Source organism: Rhizobium sp. CB3060, from assembly GCF_025200735.1.
Taxonomy (GTDB): Bacteria; Pseudomonadota; Alphaproteobacteria; order Rhizobiales; family Rhizobiaceae; genus Rhizobium.
On sequence record NZ_CP104158.1, the window covers coordinates 2,507,198 to 2,523,988 of the forward strand.

14 protein-coding genes are annotated in these 16,791 nt (G+C 61.5%); 13 read left to right on the plus strand and 1 reads right to left on the minus strand.

Annotated features, from left to right (window positions below):
- The first annotated feature begins 362 nt into the window (after positions 1–362).
- The 5 genes from N2601_RS12205 to N2601_RS12225 all read left to right on the plus strand — a co-directional run bounded on the left by N2601_RS12205 (position 363) and on the right by N2601_RS12225 (position 5,731).
- Positions 363–1,898 (plus strand): ABC transporter substrate-binding protein, encoded by a 1,536-nt coding sequence (locus N2601_RS12205; RefSeq protein ID WP_104824085.1) that lies wholly within the window; start codon positions 363–365, stop codon positions 1,896–1,898.
- Positions 1,899–2,126: 228 nt separating this feature from the next.
- A complete protein-coding gene (locus N2601_RS12210; RefSeq protein WP_104824086.1) occupies positions 2,127–3,134 on the plus strand; it encodes an ABC transporter permease in 1,008 nt (335 codons plus the stop codon).
- The gene (locus tag N2601_RS12215; RefSeq protein WP_104824087.1) at positions 3,127–4,017 is read left to right on the plus strand and encodes an ABC transporter permease; all 891 of its coding nucleotides are present in this window, start codon (positions 3,127–3,129) and stop codon (positions 4,015–4,017) included. Before N2601_RS12210 ends, N2601_RS12215 begins: the two co-directional genes overlap by 8 nt.
- Positions 4,014–4,886, plus strand: coding sequence for an ABC transporter ATP-binding protein (locus N2601_RS12220; protein WP_104824088.1), 873 nt, complete (start codon positions 4,014–4,016; stop codon positions 4,884–4,886). Before N2601_RS12215 ends, N2601_RS12220 begins: the two co-directional genes overlap by 4 nt.
- The gene (locus N2601_RS12225) at positions 4,883–5,731 is read left to right on the plus strand and encodes an ATP-binding cassette domain-containing protein (protein WP_104824089.1); all 849 of its coding nucleotides are present in this window, start codon (positions 4,883–4,885) and stop codon (positions 5,729–5,731) included. Before N2601_RS12220 ends, N2601_RS12225 begins: the two co-directional genes overlap by 4 nt.
- 5 nt (positions 5,732–5,736) lie before the next feature.
- Here the strand turns inward: N2601_RS12225 and N2601_RS12230 are convergent, their stop codons facing one another.
- Positions 5,737–7,347 (minus strand): AMP-binding protein, encoded by a 1,611-nt coding sequence (locus tag N2601_RS12230; protein WP_104824090.1) that lies wholly within the window; start codon positions 7,345–7,347, stop codon positions 5,737–5,739.
- Between the two features lie 301 nt (positions 7,348–7,648).
- Between N2601_RS12230 and N2601_RS12235 the strand changes: the two genes are divergently transcribed.
- Genes N2601_RS12235 through N2601_RS12270 form a run of 8 tightly spaced genes read left to right on the plus strand, consistent with a single transcriptional unit; the run spans position 7,649 to position 16,786 of the window.
- Positions 7,649–9,967, plus strand: coding sequence for a bifunctional salicylyl-CoA 5-hydroxylase/oxidoreductase (locus tag N2601_RS12235; RefSeq protein WP_104824091.1), 2,319 nt, complete (start codon positions 7,649–7,651; stop codon positions 9,965–9,967).
- Between the two features lie 7 nt (positions 9,968–9,974).
- Complete coding sequence (locus tag N2601_RS12240) at positions 9,975–10,763, plus strand: SDR family NAD(P)-dependent oxidoreductase (protein WP_104824092.1); 789 nt, start codon at positions 9,975–9,977, stop codon at positions 10,761–10,763.
- Complete coding sequence (locus N2601_RS12245; RefSeq protein WP_104824093.1) at positions 10,760–11,611, plus strand: enoyl-CoA hydratase family protein; 852 nt, start codon at positions 10,760–10,762, stop codon at positions 11,609–11,611. Before N2601_RS12240 ends, N2601_RS12245 begins: the two co-directional genes overlap by 4 nt.
- A 4-nt stretch (positions 11,612–11,615) precedes the next feature.
- Entirely contained in the window at positions 11,616–12,797 is a 1,182-nt protein-coding gene (locus N2601_RS12250) for an acyl-CoA dehydrogenase family protein (protein ID WP_104824094.1), read from the plus strand.
- Between the two features lie 14 nt (positions 12,798–12,811).
- Entirely contained in the window at positions 12,812–13,993 is a 1,182-nt protein-coding gene (locus N2601_RS12255) for an acyl-CoA dehydrogenase (protein ID WP_104825185.1), read from the plus strand.
- Between the two features lie 8 nt (positions 13,994–14,001).
- A complete protein-coding gene (locus tag N2601_RS12260) occupies positions 14,002–14,433 on the plus strand; it encodes an acyl-CoA thioesterase (protein ID WP_104824095.1) in 432 nt (143 codons plus the stop codon).
- Positions 14,411–14,806, plus strand: coding sequence for a RidA family protein (locus tag N2601_RS12265; protein ID WP_104824096.1), 396 nt, complete (start codon positions 14,411–14,413; stop codon positions 14,804–14,806). The genes N2601_RS12260 and N2601_RS12265 overlap by 23 nt, the downstream gene beginning before the upstream one ends.
- A gap of 12 nt (positions 14,807–14,818) precedes the next feature.
- Positions 14,819–16,786 carry a 3-hydroxyacyl-CoA dehydrogenase NAD-binding domain-containing protein gene (locus tag N2601_RS12270; RefSeq protein WP_104824097.1) on the plus strand — a complete coding sequence of 656 codons (1,968 nt, stop codon included), beginning with the start codon at positions 14,819–14,821 and terminating at the stop codon, positions 16,784–16,786.
- Positions 16,787–16,791: the final 5 nt, after the last annotated feature.

Below are 16,791 nucleotides of genomic sequence, written 5' to 3' on the forward strand. Positions count from 1 at the left end.
CCCTATCGGGCTTGCTCTTAAATCATTTGCAAAATCATATTTTGAACGCCGTCTGGCTGTCAATGAACAAATGGGAAACCCCAAAACCCGCCTAATTGCCAGAGCCATACATAGGGTTGAGGTTCGGAAAAATACTATTTTGAGTCATAAATGACGAACGTACATATATGTGTATGCATAAATTATGAGCTTCACCGCCTAAATCATCGCTCAAAAAGCTAAGCCGGAATCTGCGGAATGCCCAGAGAAAGCGCTTGCCGGTTCGGGAGGCTTATTTTAAGATTAAAACATTCCGAAAATAAATCGCCAGCGGCAGGCGGGCGTCACGCTTTTCTGCCGCTTAACAGGGGAACGGAGTGACCATGACAACGCTTACTCGGCGCGAGGCATTGAGCCTCGGCGCGGCCGCTTTTATTGCTGGAATTCTCGCGGGCAGGACGAGCGTGGAAGCCGCCGAAGCCGGCACGCTGACCATTGCCTTCAACGTCAATTTGCCCTCTTTCGACCCGACCACCGGTCCATCGGCGGTCAACCCCACAATCCAGGCGATCTATCGCTCGGTCTTCGACCAATATATCGGCCAGGGCCCGGATCTGAAATTCCAGCCGGGCTTGCTCACCGCCTGGGGCTGGAACGACGACAAGACCAAGGTCTGGATGGATGTTCGCGAAGGCGTCACCTGGCACGACGGCTCTAAATTCACGCCCGACGACATCGTCTGGTCGCTGGAGCGCGCCGCCAAACAGGAAACCGGCAATCCGATCCAGTTCATCTGGTCGACGGCCAACAATTACAAGGTGGAGGGCAATCGCATCACCGGCGATGTCGTCCGTTTCGAGCCGACCTATTTCAAATGGATGGCCTTCCTGACTGGCTATGTCCTGCCCAAGGACTACTACAGCAAAGTTGGCGCGGAAGGCTTCGAAAAGAAGCCTGTCGGCACCGGCCCCTACATGGTCGACGCCTATGAAGGCAATTCCTACCTGCGGCTGAAGGCAAACCCGAACTATTTCGGCGGCAAGCCGGCCTTCGATACCGTCATCTTTAAATTCGTGCCCGATACGACTAGCCGGGTCGCCGAGATCGAGTCCGGCTCCTCCGACGTGACGCTCGAAATCCCCTATGAGGATTTCGATCGCCTGAAAAAGAAATCCGGCCTTGCCGGCGTCGCCACGCCGATCTCCGATATCGGCATGATCTTCATCAGCAATGTCGATCCGATGTTGGACAAAAATGTCCGCCTTGCCGCCAACATGGCGATCGACAAGGAAGCGATCATCAAACGACTACTGCGCGGCTACGGCAAGCCGCTCTCGACGCTGGAAGCGCCGGAATATGACGCCTACGATCCTTCCATCAAAATCCCCTATGACCCTGCGCAGGCCAAGAAACTCTTGGCAGCCAGCGGCTATTCGCCGGAAAAGCCCGTCAAATTTGGCATCAAGACCACCCGTGGCTTCAAGCCGAAGGATTACGAGATGATCCAGGCGATCGTCGGCATGTGGCGCAAGGTCGGCATCGAAGCCGACATCGAAGTCTACGAAATCGCCAAGCACTACGAGCTACGTGCCGCCCACAAGCTCGGCCCGGCCGCCTTCTATAATTGGGGCAATGCCATCGGCGATCCCACGACCTCGACCGGTTTCGCCATGTTCGGTCCCTCGCCGCACTCGGCCTGGAAGACCAAGGATGTCGACGACATGCTGGGGCCGCTCTGGGTGGAAAAGGATGAGGCCAAACGCATCGCCGGCTGGAAGGCCGCGATCAAATACATCGCCGAACAGGGCTATGTGATCCCGCTGCTGCAATATGTCCAGCCGATCGTCTACAAGTCGAGCCTGAAGGTGACGCCGAATGTTTCCGGCGCCTTGCAGCCGACGCTGGTATCAAAGGCTTGATGTTTGGCTCCGCTTTTGCGGCGCTGCCCCTCACCCTAGCCCTCTCCCCGTTATGACTGGGAGAGGGAACGACCCCCGGTTCCCTCGCGTGAACACGTCGTTAGGGCTAGGCTGCGGGTGCCTCCTTCCCCTTCTCCCCGTCAGAACGGGGAGAAGGTGCCCGACAGGGCGGATGAGGGGCTTGGGGCTCTCATCACCACCAGCGGATGCCATCGGAATCCTGAACACATGATAGCAGTCTCCATTCTCAATCGCCTGCTCATGGCCGCAGCTACGCTATTTGGCGTGGCGTTGATCGTCTTCGTACTGCTGCGCGTCGTTCCGGGCGATCCGATTGCGATGATGATATCGCCGGGGGCAAGTCCCGCCGATATCGCCGCCCTGCGTGCCCATTACGGCCTCGACGCCAGCCTACCGGTGCAATTCGGCATCTGGCTGAAATCGGTTCTGACGGGCGATTTCGGCACCTCGATCTCCTTGAAGCGTGACGTTCTCTCCTTGCTCGGCGAACGCCTGCCGGCGACGCTGGAACTTGCTTTTGCAGCCCTCATCCTTGCTGTTCTCTTGGGCGGCGCCGTGGCGATAACAGGCACACTTGTCCGGCGCACGCCGCTGGAACCCGTCATCGACAGCCTCAACGGGCTCTTTCTCGCCGTGCCGGATTTCGTCTGGGCACTCGCCCTCGTGCTGGTCCTCGGCGTCCTCTTTCCGCTTTTCCCGCTCTCCGGCCGCATCGATCCGAGTATCGATGCGCAATTCGCGACACCTTTCTATCTCATCGAAAGCCTGGTGACTTTCCGCTTCCAGATATCAGCCGATATCGCGTCCCATATGGTCATGCCGGTGCTGGCGCTCGGCCTGCCGCTCGCCGCCATTATCGCCCGCGTGCTGAAGGCAACGCTCTCGGAGGCAATGGTGCAGGACTATATCCTGCTCGCCAAACTCAAAGGCATGTCGAACCTGCGCCTGGTGCTGCAAGAAGCGCTCCGCAACGCTGTTGGCCCGACGATCGCACTCACCGGCGTGCAATTCACCTTCCTGATCGGCGGCACCGTCATCGTCGAGCGCATCTTCGCCTATCCCGGCATCGGCAATATGGCGATCGACGCCGTCATCAATCGCGACCTGCCGCTGATCCAAGGTCTTGTGCTGGTCTTCGGCGCCCTCTTCATTCTCATCAATCTGGCCGTCGACCTGTTGGTGGCTGCGTTCAATCCGAGGCTCGCCCATGGCTGATGTCGCCGCGACTGCCTCCCCCAAACCGTCGCGCACCGCCATGCGGCTGCGCGCGCTGCTGTCGGAACCGAAGGTGATCTTCGGCGGCGGCTTCATCCTGATCCTGATCATCCTTGCGATCTTCGCGCCCTATATCGCGCCGAAAGACCCGCTGGAGCAGGATCTGATGTCCGGCACCCTGCCGCCCGTTTGGCTCAATGGCTCCGATCCGGGCTTTCTCCTTGGCACGGACGATCTCGGCCGCGACGTGCTGTCTCGTGCCATCTTCGGTTCGCGCGTCGCCCTTACCGTCGCTTTCGTTGCGGCGGGCTTGGCAGCCCTAATCGGCACGCTGCTCGGCCTCGTCGCCGGCTGGTATGGCGGCTGGATCGACAAGGTGATTTCCCGCCTCGTCGATATCTGGATGGCCTTTCCGCCGGTGTTGCTATCGATCCTCTTGGTCGCGGTCTTCGGCTCCGGCGTGCATTCGGTCATCGCTGCCATCGTCATCATCGACTGGACGCGCTTCTGCCGCGTCATACGCTCAGAAACCCAGGCTCAGGCACAGATGGACTATGTCACCGCCGCTCGCACGATCGGCTTCTCGCGCGCAAAAATCCTGTTCAGCGAAATCCTGCCGAATGTCGCGCCGGTGCTGATCGCCCTCGTCAGCCTGGAGATGGGCATCGCCGTCATCGTCGAGGCCATCCTTTCCTTCGTCGGCCTGTCGGTTTCGTCAGACACGCCTACCTGGGGTGGCATGATCGCCCAAGGGAGGCAGATCATCTATGACGGCTGGTGGGTGCTCGTCGTGCCGCTCATTGCCCTCTTTGCCACGGTGCTGGCCTTCAACCAGCTCGGCGACGGCCTGCGCCGCGCCCTTGATCCGGTCATGCGCCGATGACCGAACCGCTCCTCTCCATCACCGGCTTGAACGCCATCTCCGACCGCGACGGCGGCGCACCGATCCTGCGCAATGTCTCGCTGACATTGGAGCGCGGCGAAGTCCGCGGCCTCGTCGGCGAAAGCGGTGCCGGCAAATCCACGATCGCCAAGGCCCTGCTCGGCATCCTGCCGCGCACCGTGCGCGTTACCCATGGCTCCATTCTGTTCGAAAGCCGCGATCTGCTGAAGCTGCCAGCGAGGGACCTTCGCGACATCATGGGCAACGAGATTTCCCTGATCCCGCAGGACCCGCAAACCGCCCTCAATCCCGGCCGCCGCATCGAGGCACAACTGACCGACGGCTTGCGGCTGAAGCGCGGCCTGTCTTCGCGCGATGCCAGGCTGAAGGCTCTAAAGTTGCTGGAGGAGGTGCATATCCGCGATCCCGAACGCGTGTTGCGCGCCTATCCGCACGAACTTTCCGGCGGCATGCGCCAGCGCATATTGATCGCCGCCGCCTTCGCGCTGGAGCCGAAATTGGTGGTCGCCGACGAGCCGACTACGGCCCTCGATGTCACGGTGCAGAAACAGATCCTGCGGCTGATCCGTGGCCTGCAGGAGGCACACGGCACCGCCGTCATCTTCGTCACCCATGATCTCGGTGTCGTCGCACAGATCTGCGATACTGTCACCTTGCTCTATGCCGGCAAGGTCATCGAGGAAGGCCGCACCGCCGATGTGCTCGGCAATCCGCAACACGTCTATACGAAATCCCTCATCGCCGCCGGCCCGCGCTATGATCGGCCCGATGCCGGGCTGACGCCGGTGCCGCAAGCGGTCTTCGAACAATTGCGCCGTGAGATCGGCATTCGGGAGGGCGGAAGATGAGTCAATCCGACATCCTCCTTTCCGCAAAAGGCCTCGACGTCATCTACGGCGCCAAACGCCATCTGTTCGGCCCGGGTGACAGCGGCAACAAGGTGCTGCACAGCGTCGATATCGATATCCGCCGCGGCGAGACCGTCGGTATCGTCGGCGAAAGCGGTTCCGGCAAGACGACGCTCGGTCGGGCGCTGCTGCGGCTGGTCGACCCCTCCGCCGGCAGGATCCATTTCGACGGCAAGGACATCACCCATATGCCGGATGCCGAGATGCGGCCGCTGCGCCGGCGCATGCAGATGATCTTCCAGGACCCGATGGCGTCGCTCAATCCGCGCCATACGATCCGCCGTATCCTGGTTGAACCGCTGCTGCTGCATGGACTGGCAACCGACCGGCAGGCCGCCGAACGCCGCGTCGCGGCGATCCTCGACCGGGTGACGCTGCCGCATGCCTGTCTCGACCGCAATCCGCATGAACTTTCCGGGGGCCAGCGTCAGCGCATCGGGATCGCCCGCGCCGCCCTGCTCGAGCCGGATTTCGTGCTTGCCGACGAAATCGTCTCAGGCCTCGATGTCTCGACGCAGGCGCAGGTGCTGAATTTGCTGAAGGAGCTTTCCCGCGACCTCGGCCTGTCCATGGCCTTTATCAGCCACGACCTCTCCGTCATTCGCGCTGTTTGCGATCGCGTCTATGTGATGCGCCGCGGCCGCGTCGTAGAGGAAGGAGATTGCGAACGTGTCTTTGCGGCGCCAGCCTCTGGCTACACCCGCATGCTGCTCGACGCCATACCATTGCCGGAGATCGACCCGACCTGGCTCGGCCGCGCAACCGCGCAGGAGGATGCGGCGTAAGCCAGCTATTTAAGTCGGAAGCGCTGGATCTTGCCCGATTCCGTTTTCGGTAAAGCGTCCACGAAGACGATCGACCGTGGATATTTGTAGGGCGCGATCACTGCTTTGACGTGATTCTGCAGCGTCTTCACCAGCAAATCCGAGCCGGCGATGCCGGGCATCAATACCACATGTGCCTGAACGATATGGCCACGATCTTCGTCCGGCTTACCGATGACGGCGCATTCCAGCACGTCGGCATGCGATAGAAGTGCCGCCTCCACTTCCGGCCCGGCGATATTATAGCCGGCGGAAAGAATAATATCGTCGGAGCGTGCGGCGAAATGGAAATAGCCGTCTTCATCCTCGATGAAGCTGTCGCCGGTCAGGTTCCAGCCATCCCTGACATAATTGGCCTGCCGGTCGTCGGCGAGATAGCGGCACCCGATCGGGCCGCGAACCGCGAGCTTGCCGATCGTGCCGCGCGGAACTTCGTTCATGTCATCATCGACGACGCGCGTCTCATAGCCGGCAAGCGGCTTGCCGGTGCAGTTGGGCTTGGCGTCGTCGACCCGGTTGGAAATGAAAATATGCAGCAACTCGGTCGAGCCGATACCGTCGAGGATCGGCTTTCCGGTCTTTCGCGTCCATTCTTCGAAGATCGGCCCCGGCAGCGTCTCGCCGGCGGAAACCGCAATGCGGAGGGAGGAAAGGTCCGCCCCGTCCTCCATCGCCGTCAGCATGGCGCGATAGGCGGTCGGCGCGGTAAAGCTGATCGTCGCGCCATATTCCTGAATAATCTCGATCATATTCTTCGGCGAGGCGTTTTCGAGAAGCGCCGTCGACGCTCCGAACCGCAACGGGAACACGACGAGACCCCCAAGCCCGAAGGTAAAGGCGATCGGCGGCGAGCCGATGAAAACATCCTCTGGCGTGACCTGCAGGACTTCTTTGGCATAGGCATCGGCGATGATAAGGATGTCCCGATGGAAATGCATGGTGGCCTTGGGAACGCCCGTCGACCCCGAGGTGAAACCGAGCAGTGCGACATCGTCCCGCCCTGTCCTTGCCGCCTCGAAACGCACCGGTTTGTTGAGCGCGATACGGTCAAGCTCGGCATCGTGATTGGCGGTGCCGTCGAAGCCGACGACCTGCTTCAGAAACCGGCTATCCTTCGCCGCCGCAACGAGTTCTTCCAGCAACCTCGTGTCGCAGAGAGCGAAGAAGATTTCCGCCTTATCGATGATCTTCGAGAGTTCGCCTGCTCTCAGCATCGGCATGGTGTTGACCGCGACAGCGCCGACCTTAGTCACCGCCAGCCAGCAGGCAATCATCGCCGGATTGTTGCCCGAGCGGATCAGAACGCGATTGCCGGGCTTGATACCGAAATTCTCGACGAGCGCATGAGCGATGCGATTGGTCCAGTCCGCCAGTTCCTTGTAGGTACGCCGGCGGCCGTTGCCGATCAGCGCGACGTGATCGCCGAAGCCGCGCTCGACCATGCGGTCGCTGAGCTCGACACCCGCATTCAACCAGTCGGGATAGTCGAAACCATCCAGCAACAGCTCCGGCCATTCCCCCGCCGGCGGCAGGTTGTCCCGCGTGAATGTATCGGCATGACCGGTCGGTCCAAGCATGGTTCGCTCCCGCATTCCTCTCGACCCAATTGCCACCCAACACCCAATCTCCCGGCAGCGCGTGCGGCATTGTCGAAAATGATTGCACCGAAGACACAAATGTTCAAGCAAGAAATTTTAAGCCTAAAATAATTTCTAATGAGCATTGATTCCAAAGCATATTTCGATCTTATTGCACCGTCGGGATCGGATTTCGTGCGGGAAATCCCGCAAGACAACTCTTGACGAATGATGGCGACAAGATATTTTAAACTTAAATAATTCGAGTGACCCGACTTCGGCGTCACAGGAGGGATAAGCGATGCAAATCGTCTGTATCGGCGGCGGACCCGCGGGGCTCTATTTCGGGCTTCTGATGAAGAAGCTGCATCCCGAACATTCGATCAAGGTCGTCGAGCGCAACCGTCCTTACGACACCTTTGGCTGGGGCGTCGTCTTCTCCGATGCCACCATGGTGTCGATGCGCGAATGGGATCCGGAAAGCGCCACCGAAATCGAGGACGCCTTCAATCATTGGGACGATATCGAGGTCTGGTTCAAGGGCACGCGCCAGCGCACCTCCGGCCACGGCTTCGTCGGCATCGGCCGCAAGAAGCTGTTGAATATCCTGCAGAAACGCTGCGAAGCGCTGGGCGTCGAGCTGATCTTCGAAACGGAGGTCACCTCCGACCTCGATTTCCCCGACGCCGATCTGATCATTGGTTCGGACGGCCTGAACTCGAAGATCCGCAACCACTATCCCGACGTTTTCCAGCCGGACATGATCACCCGTCCGAACCGCTATATCTGGCTCGGCACCAACAAGCTCTTCGACGCCTTCACCTTCGATTTCCGCAAGAGCGAGCATGGCTGGTTCCAGGCGCATATCTACAAATTCGACGACAAGACCTCGACCTTCATCGTCGAAACCACCGAGGAAGCCTATCTCGCCCACGGTCTCGACAAGATGGAGCAGGACGGCTCGATCGCCTTCTGCGAAAATCTGTTTTCCGAAGTGCTCGACGGCGCGTCGCTGATGACCAATGCCCGCCATATCCGCGGCTCGGCCTGGCTGAACTTCAGCCGGCTGATCTGCGGCAAGTGGAGTCATTTCAACGGCAATTCGCATGTCGTGCTAATGGGCGACGCCGCCCACACCGCCCATTTCGCCATCGGCTCCGGCACCAAACTTGCGATTGACGACGCCATCGAGCTGACCCGGCAATTCCAGATTCACGGGCACAGCAGGGACAAGATACCGGCTGTTCTCGAAACCTATGAGGAGATCCGCCACGTCGACGTCGCCCGCATCCAGAATGCGGCGCGCAACGCGATGGAATGGTTCGAAGTGGTCGGACGGCGCTATGCCGACACGCTCGAACCCGAGCAGTTCATGTATTCGATGCTGACCCGCTCCCAGCGCATCAGCCACGAGAATCTGCGACTGCGGGATAAGAGCTGGCTGGAGGGCTACGAGCGTTGGTTCGCCAGGAAATCGGGCCTTGCCGTCGGCAACGACCGCTGCCTGCCACCGATGTTCACGCCCTATCAGCTACGCGACGTGACGCTCATCAACCGTATCGTCGTCTCGCCGATGGCGATGTATTCGGCGGAAAACGGCGTCATGAACGATTTTCACATCATCCATCTCGGTTCGCGGGCGCTCGGCGGCGCCGGCCTCGTTTTTGCGGAAATGACCTGCGTCACGCCGGATGCCCGCATCACCCCCGGCTGCCTTGGCCTCTGGAACGAAGAACAGGCGGCACAATGGAAGCGGCTTGTCGATTTCGTGCATTCAAACAGCGCCGCCAAAATCGGCATCCAGCTCGGCCATGCCGGCCGTAAAGGCGCAACGAAAGTGGCTTGGGAAGGGATCGATCAGCCGGTCGCCGAAGGCGAATGGCCGCTGATCTCAGCCTCCGCTGTCCCCTACCTCAAGAACAGTCAGACACCGAAGGCCATGGACCGTGCCGACATGGATCGCGTCAAGGCCGATTTCGTCCGCGCGACGGAGCTAGCGATCACCACCGGCGCTGACTGGCTGGAGCTGCACTGCGCCCACGGCTATCTCCTGTCGAGCTTCCTGTCGCCGCTCACCAATCTGCGGGAAGATGAATATGGCGGCAGCCATGAAAACCGCGCCCGTTACCCCCTCGAAATCTTCCGGGCCATGCGTGCAATTTGGCCGGAGGACAAGCCCATGTCCGTCCGTCTTTCCTGCCATGACTGGACCGATGGCGGCAACACGCCGGAAGATGCGGCAATTTTTGCGGCCATGTTCAAGAATGCCGGTGCCGACCTGATCGATTGCTCATCCGGTCAGGTGTCGAAGGAGGAAAAGCCGGTCTATGGCCGCCTGTTCCAGACGCCGTTCTCCGACAAGATCCGCAATGAAATCGGCATTCCGACCATTGCCGTCGGCGCGATCTCGGAGGCCGACCACGCAAATTCGATCATCGCGGCCGGCCGCGCCGATCTCTGCGCCGTCGCCCGTGCGCATCTGGCCGATCCCGCCTGGTCGCTGCACGAAGCCGCCAAGATCGGCCTGACCTCGATCCCCTGGCCGAAGCAATATCTCTCCGGCAAGACGCAATACGAAACCAATCTTGCCCGCGCGGCCGCCACCGCGCCGGCGAAGTGAGGCACGCATGACGACGTCTGGCAAACTCGCGAACCGTCACGCCCTCGTCACCGGCGCCGGGAGCGGCATCGGCGCGGCGATCGCGCGGGCGCTCGCGGCGGAGGGCGCACGCGTGACGCTTGCTGGGCGAAGAAAGGAACCGCTGGAGGTCGTCGCCGCCGAGATCGGCGCGAATGCCATCGTCGTCGACGGTTTCGACGTCACCAGCGTCGAAGCGATCGCGAGTGGGCTGAACATTGCGCGCGAAAAATTCGGTCCTGTCGATATTCTCGTCAACAATGCCGGCGAAGCACCGACTGCGCCTTTCGAAAAAACCAGCCTGGATATGTGGAACCACGTCCTGACGGTCGATCTCACCGGCGTTTTCCTGGTGACGCAGGCCGCCCTACCGGACCTCAAAGCGCATGGCGCCGGCGCGCGCATCATCAACATTGCCTCGACGGCGGGCCTGACCGGCTACGGCTACGTATCCGCCTATGTTGCCGCCAAGCACGGCGTCGTCGGCCTGACGCGGTCACTGGCGCTGGAGCTTGCAAAGACTGGCATCACCGTCAATGCCGTCTGCCCCGGTTTCACCGATACACCGATCATCGAACGCTCGATCGCCACCATCGCCGCCAAGACGGGACGCACGGCGGAACAGGCGCTTACGGAATTCACCAAATCCAATCCGCAGGGACGGCTCGTCAAACCCGAGGAGGTTGCGGACACCGTTCTATGGCTGGCATCGCCGGCGGCGGCATCGATCAATGGACAGGCAATCGCGGTTGCCGGTGGGGAGGTTTTAGCGGGATGAGCGATCGGGACATGACGATGCAGGGCCATCTCAAGCCCTTCAAAGATTACAAGCCGCAACATTTCCTCTGGGAGGTCAGCGATGACGGCCGCGTCGCTACGATCCGGCTGAACCGGCCGGAACGTAAAAACCCGCTGACCTTCGACAGCTATGCCGAGCTGCGCGATCTCTTCCGTGATCTCACCTATGCATCGGATATACGCGCCGTGGTGTTGACCGGAGCGGGCGGCAATTTCTCTTCCGGCGGCGATGTCTTCGAGATCATCGAGCCGCTGACCCGCATGGCGATGCCCGAGCTTCTCGCCTTCACCCGCATGACCGGCGATCTGGTGAAGGCCATGCGCAAGTGCCCTCAGCCGATCATTTCCGCCGTCGACGGTATCTGCGCCGGTGCCGGTGCCATCCTCGCCATGGCCTCCGACTTGCGCTTGGCGACGTTCGAAGCCAAGACGGCTTTCCTCTTCACCCGCGTCGGCCTCGCCGGCGCCGATATGGGCGCATGCGGCATCCTTCCCCGCATCATCGGCCAAGGCCGTGCCGCCGAACTGCTGTTCACCGGCCGCTCGATGACATCGGCTGAGGGCCATGCCTGGGGTTTTTACAACAGCCTGCATGTGAGCGCCGATCTGGAGCAGGAAGCCGTCAAGCGCGCCCGCTCGCTGGCCGATGGGCCATGGTTCGCCCATGGCATGACCAAGACCATGCTGAACCAGGAATGGGCAATGGGTATCGACGAGATGATCGAATCCGAGGCGCAAGCCCAAGCGGTTTGCATGGCAACTCAGGATTTCCGCCGCGCCTTCGAGGCCTTCGCCGCCAAGCGCAAGCCTGAATTCCAGGGGAATTGAGGCGATGTCCGCGATATCAAGCCTCTCCGGTCCGAACCGGGATCATCTGGATTGGCCGTTCTTCGATGAACGCCACGGTGAATTCGCGGCTGAAGTGGACGCTTTCGCCAAATCTCCGGTTATGGCCGCCATCGACCACAGGGATGTCGACGGCGCTTGCCGCAAGCTGGTCAAGGCGCTTGGCAGTGCCGGCCTCCTCGCGGCAGCAACCGGCACCTCAGATAGTGATCCGCTGATCGATTGCCGCCTCGTCTGCCTCGCCCGCGAAACGCTCGCATGGCACGATGGTCTTGCCGATTTCGCCTTCGCCATGCAGGGCCTCGGCACCAGCGCAATCGGCCTTTCCGGCTCACCGGAACTGCGTGCCGCCGTGCTCCCGAAAGTTCGCGCCGGCGACTGGCTTTCCGCCTTCGCATTGTCGGAAAAGGATGCCGGCTCGGATGTTGCGGCGATGAGCTGTGCGGCCCGCGTCGATGGCGATCACTATGTCCTCGACGGTGAAAAGACCTGGATCTCCAATGGTGGCATCGCCGACGTCTACACCGTGTTTGCCCGCACCGGCGAGGCGCCGGGCACGCGCGGCATTTCCGCCTTCGTTATCTTCGCTGACGATCCGGGCTTCTCGATCGCCGAACGCATCGAAGTGATCGCGCCGCATCCGCTGGCGACGATCCGGTTCGAGAATTGCCGCATTCCCGCCTCGCGGCGTCTCGGCGCGCCGGGCGAAGGCTTCAAGATTGCCATGCGCACGCTCGATATCTTTCGCGCCTCCGTTGCCGCCGCCAGCCTTGGCTTTGCGCGGCGGGCGCTGGATGAATCGCTGGCGCATGTCCGCACGCGACCGATGTTCGGCGCGACGCTCGGCGACCTTCAGTTGACGCAAGCAGCCCTCGGCGATATGGCGACCGGCATCGACGCGGCGGCCTTGCTCACCTATCGGGCGGCCTGGCGTCGCGACGTGCAGCATCTGCCGACGACGCGCGAGGCGGCCATGGCCAAGATGGCGGCCACGGAAACCGCGCAAGCCGTCATCGACCGCGCCGTCCAGCTTTTCGGCGGACGCGGCGTCAAGGCAGGAGAAATAACGGAAAAACTCTATCGGGAGATACGCGCACTTCGTATTTACGAAGGTGCGACGGAGGTTCAGAAACTGATCGTTGCGCGCGAACTTCTGAAGACAAATTGATGGAGATTGAGAGCATGAGCCGCGAGATTTTCGACTGGGCCGACCCGTTCCGGCTGACGGAGCAGTTGAGCGACGATGAACGCATGGTGCTTGATACCGCACATTCCTACGCGCAGGAGAAACTGGCGCCCCGCGTCCTCGAAGCCTTCCGCCATGAGAAGACCGACCCGTCGATCTTCCGTGAAATGGGCGAACTCGGCCTGCTCGGTCCGACGATCGCGCCGGAGCACGGCGGCGCCGGCCTTGGCTATGTCGCCTATGGCCTGATCGCCCGTGAGGTCGAGCGCGTCGACAGCGGCTACCGCTCGATGATGAGCGTGCAATCCTCGCTCGTCATGGTGCCGATCAATGCCTTCGGTTCAGAAGAACAGAAGCAGAAGTATCTGCCGAAGCTCGCCACCGGCGAATGGATCGGCTGCTTCGGCCTCACGGAACCTAACCACGGCTCCGATCCCGGCTCGATGGTGACCCGCGCCAAAAAGGTCGATGGCGGCTATAGCCTGACCGGTGCCAAGACCTGGATTTCTAATGCACCGATCGCCGACGTCTTCGTCGTCTGGGCCAAGACTGAAGACGGCGTTATCAGAGGCTTCATCCTGGAAAAGAGCTGGAAGGGCCTGTCAGCCCCCGCAATCCACGGCAAGGTGGGCCTGCGCGCCTCCATCACCGGCGAAGTCGTCATGGACAACGTCTTCGTGCCGGAAGAAAACCTGCTGCCGAACGTTTCCGGCCTCAAAGGCCCCTTCACCTGCCTGAACTCGGCCCGCTTCGGCATTGCGTGGGGCGCTCTCGGCGCGGCCGAGGATTGCTACGCCAAGGCGCGGCAATATGTGCTCGACCGCAAACAGTTCGGCCGGCCGCTCGCTGCCAACCAGCTCATCCAGAAGAAGCTTGCCGACATGGTGACCGAGATCACCCTCGGCCTGCAGGGTTGCCTGAGGCTCGGCCGCTTGAAGGAAGACGGCCATCCGCCGGTGGAGCTAACCTCGATCCTGAAGCGCAATAGCTGTGGCAAGGCGCTCGAGATCGCCCGCGCCGCCCGCGACATGCTCGGCGGCAACGGCATTTCCGACGAGTTCGGTATCGCCCGCCATCTCGTCAACCTCGAAGTCGTCAACACCTACGAAGGCACGCACGACATCCACGCCCTCATCCTCGGCCGTGCCATCACCGGCATCGCCGCTTTTTCGAACTGAGGCCGGCCTTGGCATTCAAAACCACCAGACCCCTGCGCTTCGGAGACTGCGATCCCTCGGGGATCGCCTATTTCCCGTCGTATCTGAACATCCTCGTCGGGGTGCTGGAGGATTTTTTCGGCTCGTTGGGTTTTCCCTGGAAGGCGCTGGTCAACGACCGCCGCATCGGCGTGCCGACCGTACGGCTCGACTTGACCTTCGTGCGCCCTGGCTTTCAGGGCGATGAGCTTGATTTCATGGTGGCGGTGCGCGGCATCGGTCGTTCCTCGCTCGATCTGGAACATCAGGTTTCGGCGAATGGTCAAGTCCTATGGACCGCCCGCCATCGTGTCGTTTCCACCTCCCTCGACACTCATCAATCGCTTGCGTGGCCGGACGATATCCGCGCTGCGCTGACCTCTCATCTGGAGATGACCGATGCACACCATCCTGCAACCTGAAGGCTGGGCCAAGCCGATCGGCTATGCCAATGGCATGGCGGCGACCGGTCGCATGGTGTTCGTCGGCGGACAGGTCGGCTGGAACGCCGCTTGCGAATTCGAGAGCGACGATTTCGTCGAGCAGGTGCGCCAGACGCTGAAGAATGTCGTCGCCATTCTCGCCGAGGGCGGCGCCAAGCCGCAGCACATCACCTCGATGACCTGGTATTTCACGGACAAGAGCGAATATCTCGCCAATCTCAAGGGCATCGGCCAGGTCTATCGCGAGATCATCGGCCGGCATTTTCCGGCCATGGCCGCCGTGCAGGTCGTCGCCCTCGTAGAGGACCGCGCCAAGATCGAGATCCAGGCGACCGCCGTTATTCCGGAATAGGGTGGGCTCACCATGTCGGCATCGCGCTTTTCGGATACTGTTTCGGCGACGCTGACCGATGACGTTCTCGTCGTCACCATCGACAATCCGCCCGTCAACGCGCTCTCGGCCGATGTCCGCGCCGGTTTGATGGCGGCACTCGATCATGCCGAAAAGGATAGTGCAGTCGTTGCCGTCATATTGACGGGGACCGGAAACACCTTCATCGGCGGCGCCGACATCAAGGAGTTCGGCAAGCCGCCGATCGAGCCGCTGCTGCCGCTGGTTATCGCCCGCGTCGAAAAGTTTGCCAAACCCGTTGTCGCCGCCATCAACGGTGCAGCCTTGGGGGGCGGCCTGGAAGTGGCGCTTGCCTGCCATGAGCGTATTGCCAGCCCTTCCGCGAAAATCGGCCTGCCGGAAGTCAAGCTCGGCATCGTTCCCGGTGCCGGCGGTACGCAACGCCTGCCACGCCTGATCGGCACCGTCGCAGCCATCGAACTGATCGCCAACGGCCGCATTGTCTTGGCCAATGAAGCGGACAAGCTCGGTATCATCGATAGCCTGATCGAAAACTCGCTGATCGACTCAGCTATTGTCAGCGCCAGAAGCGCAGCCGATGTCCCTTTGAGACGTACCGGTACATTGCCCGTCCCGCCAGGCTCTCAGGAAGCCATCGACAAAGCGGCCGCGGAAGCGCTTCGCAAGGCGCGTGGTCAGCGAGCGCCCGCCGAAGCCGTCCGTCTTATTCGCATAGCCGCGACGACATCGCTGGCGGAAGGGCTCGCCGAGGAACGCCGCACGTTCGTCACCCTTCGCGATAGCGATGAGGCAGCGGCGCTACGCCACGTCTTCTTTGCGGAACGCGCCGCCGGCAAGGTCGACGGCCTGGAAAAGGTCTCGCCGCGCAAAATCAAAACCGTAGGTATCGTCGGTACCGGCCTGATGGGGTCCGGCATTGCGGTGGCCGCGCTGAACGCCGGCTATGGCGTCATCGGTATCGAGCAAACCCGCGAAGCTGCAGACAAGGGCCGTGAGCGCATAGCCGGCATCCTCGACAAGGCCGTGCAATCAGGCCGCCTCGATACCGCAGGCCGGGACGATCGCCTGAGCCGGCTGACGGTCGCCGCCGATGCGGCAGAACTCGCGCAAGCCGATCTGGTCATCGAGGCCGTCTTCGATGATCTGACCGTCAAGACCGAGCTTTTCCAACGCCTCGACGGTATCCTTCGCACCGACGCCATCCTTGCAACCAACACAAGCTATCTCGACCCTGATGCCATTGCCACCGCAACCGCCCATCCCGAGCGGGTCGTCGGCCTGCACTTCTTCTCGCCCGCCAACATCATGCGGCTGCTGGAGGTCGTGAACTGCAAAAGGACTGCGCCGGATGTGCTCGCCAGCGCGCTGGCCTTCGCCAAGCGGCTTGGCAAACTTCCCATCGTCTGCGGCGTCACCGAAGGCTTCATCGGCAATCGCATTTTTTCCGCCTATCGCCGAGAGGCCGAATTCATGGTCGAAGACGGCGCGCTGCCGCATGAAATCGATGCGGCGCTGGAGGTCTATGGCTTCCCCATGGGCCTCTTTGCCGTCTACGATATGGCCGGCCTCGAAATCGCCTGGGCGCGGCGCAAACGCCAGGCGGCAACGCGCGATCCCGCCGCCCGCTATGTCGTCATCGCCGATCGCCTCTGCGAAGCCGGTCGCTTCGGCCAAAAGGTTGGGCGCGGCTGGTACAGCTATCCGGATGGCAAGCGCACGGTGGACGCCGAAGTCACGGCGCTGATCAAAGCCGCCCGCGCGGAAAAGGACATAACACCAAAGAGCTTTACCGCAGATGAGATCGTCACCCGGCTGTTGAAGGCCATGGCGGATGAAGGCGATGCACTCCTGGCCGAGGGGATCGCCGCCCGCGCCAGCGATATCGATCTGGTGATGATCAACGGCTACGGCTTTCCGCCTCACAAGGGCGGCCCGATGTTCGCGGCTGGGCGTCGCTGAAAATC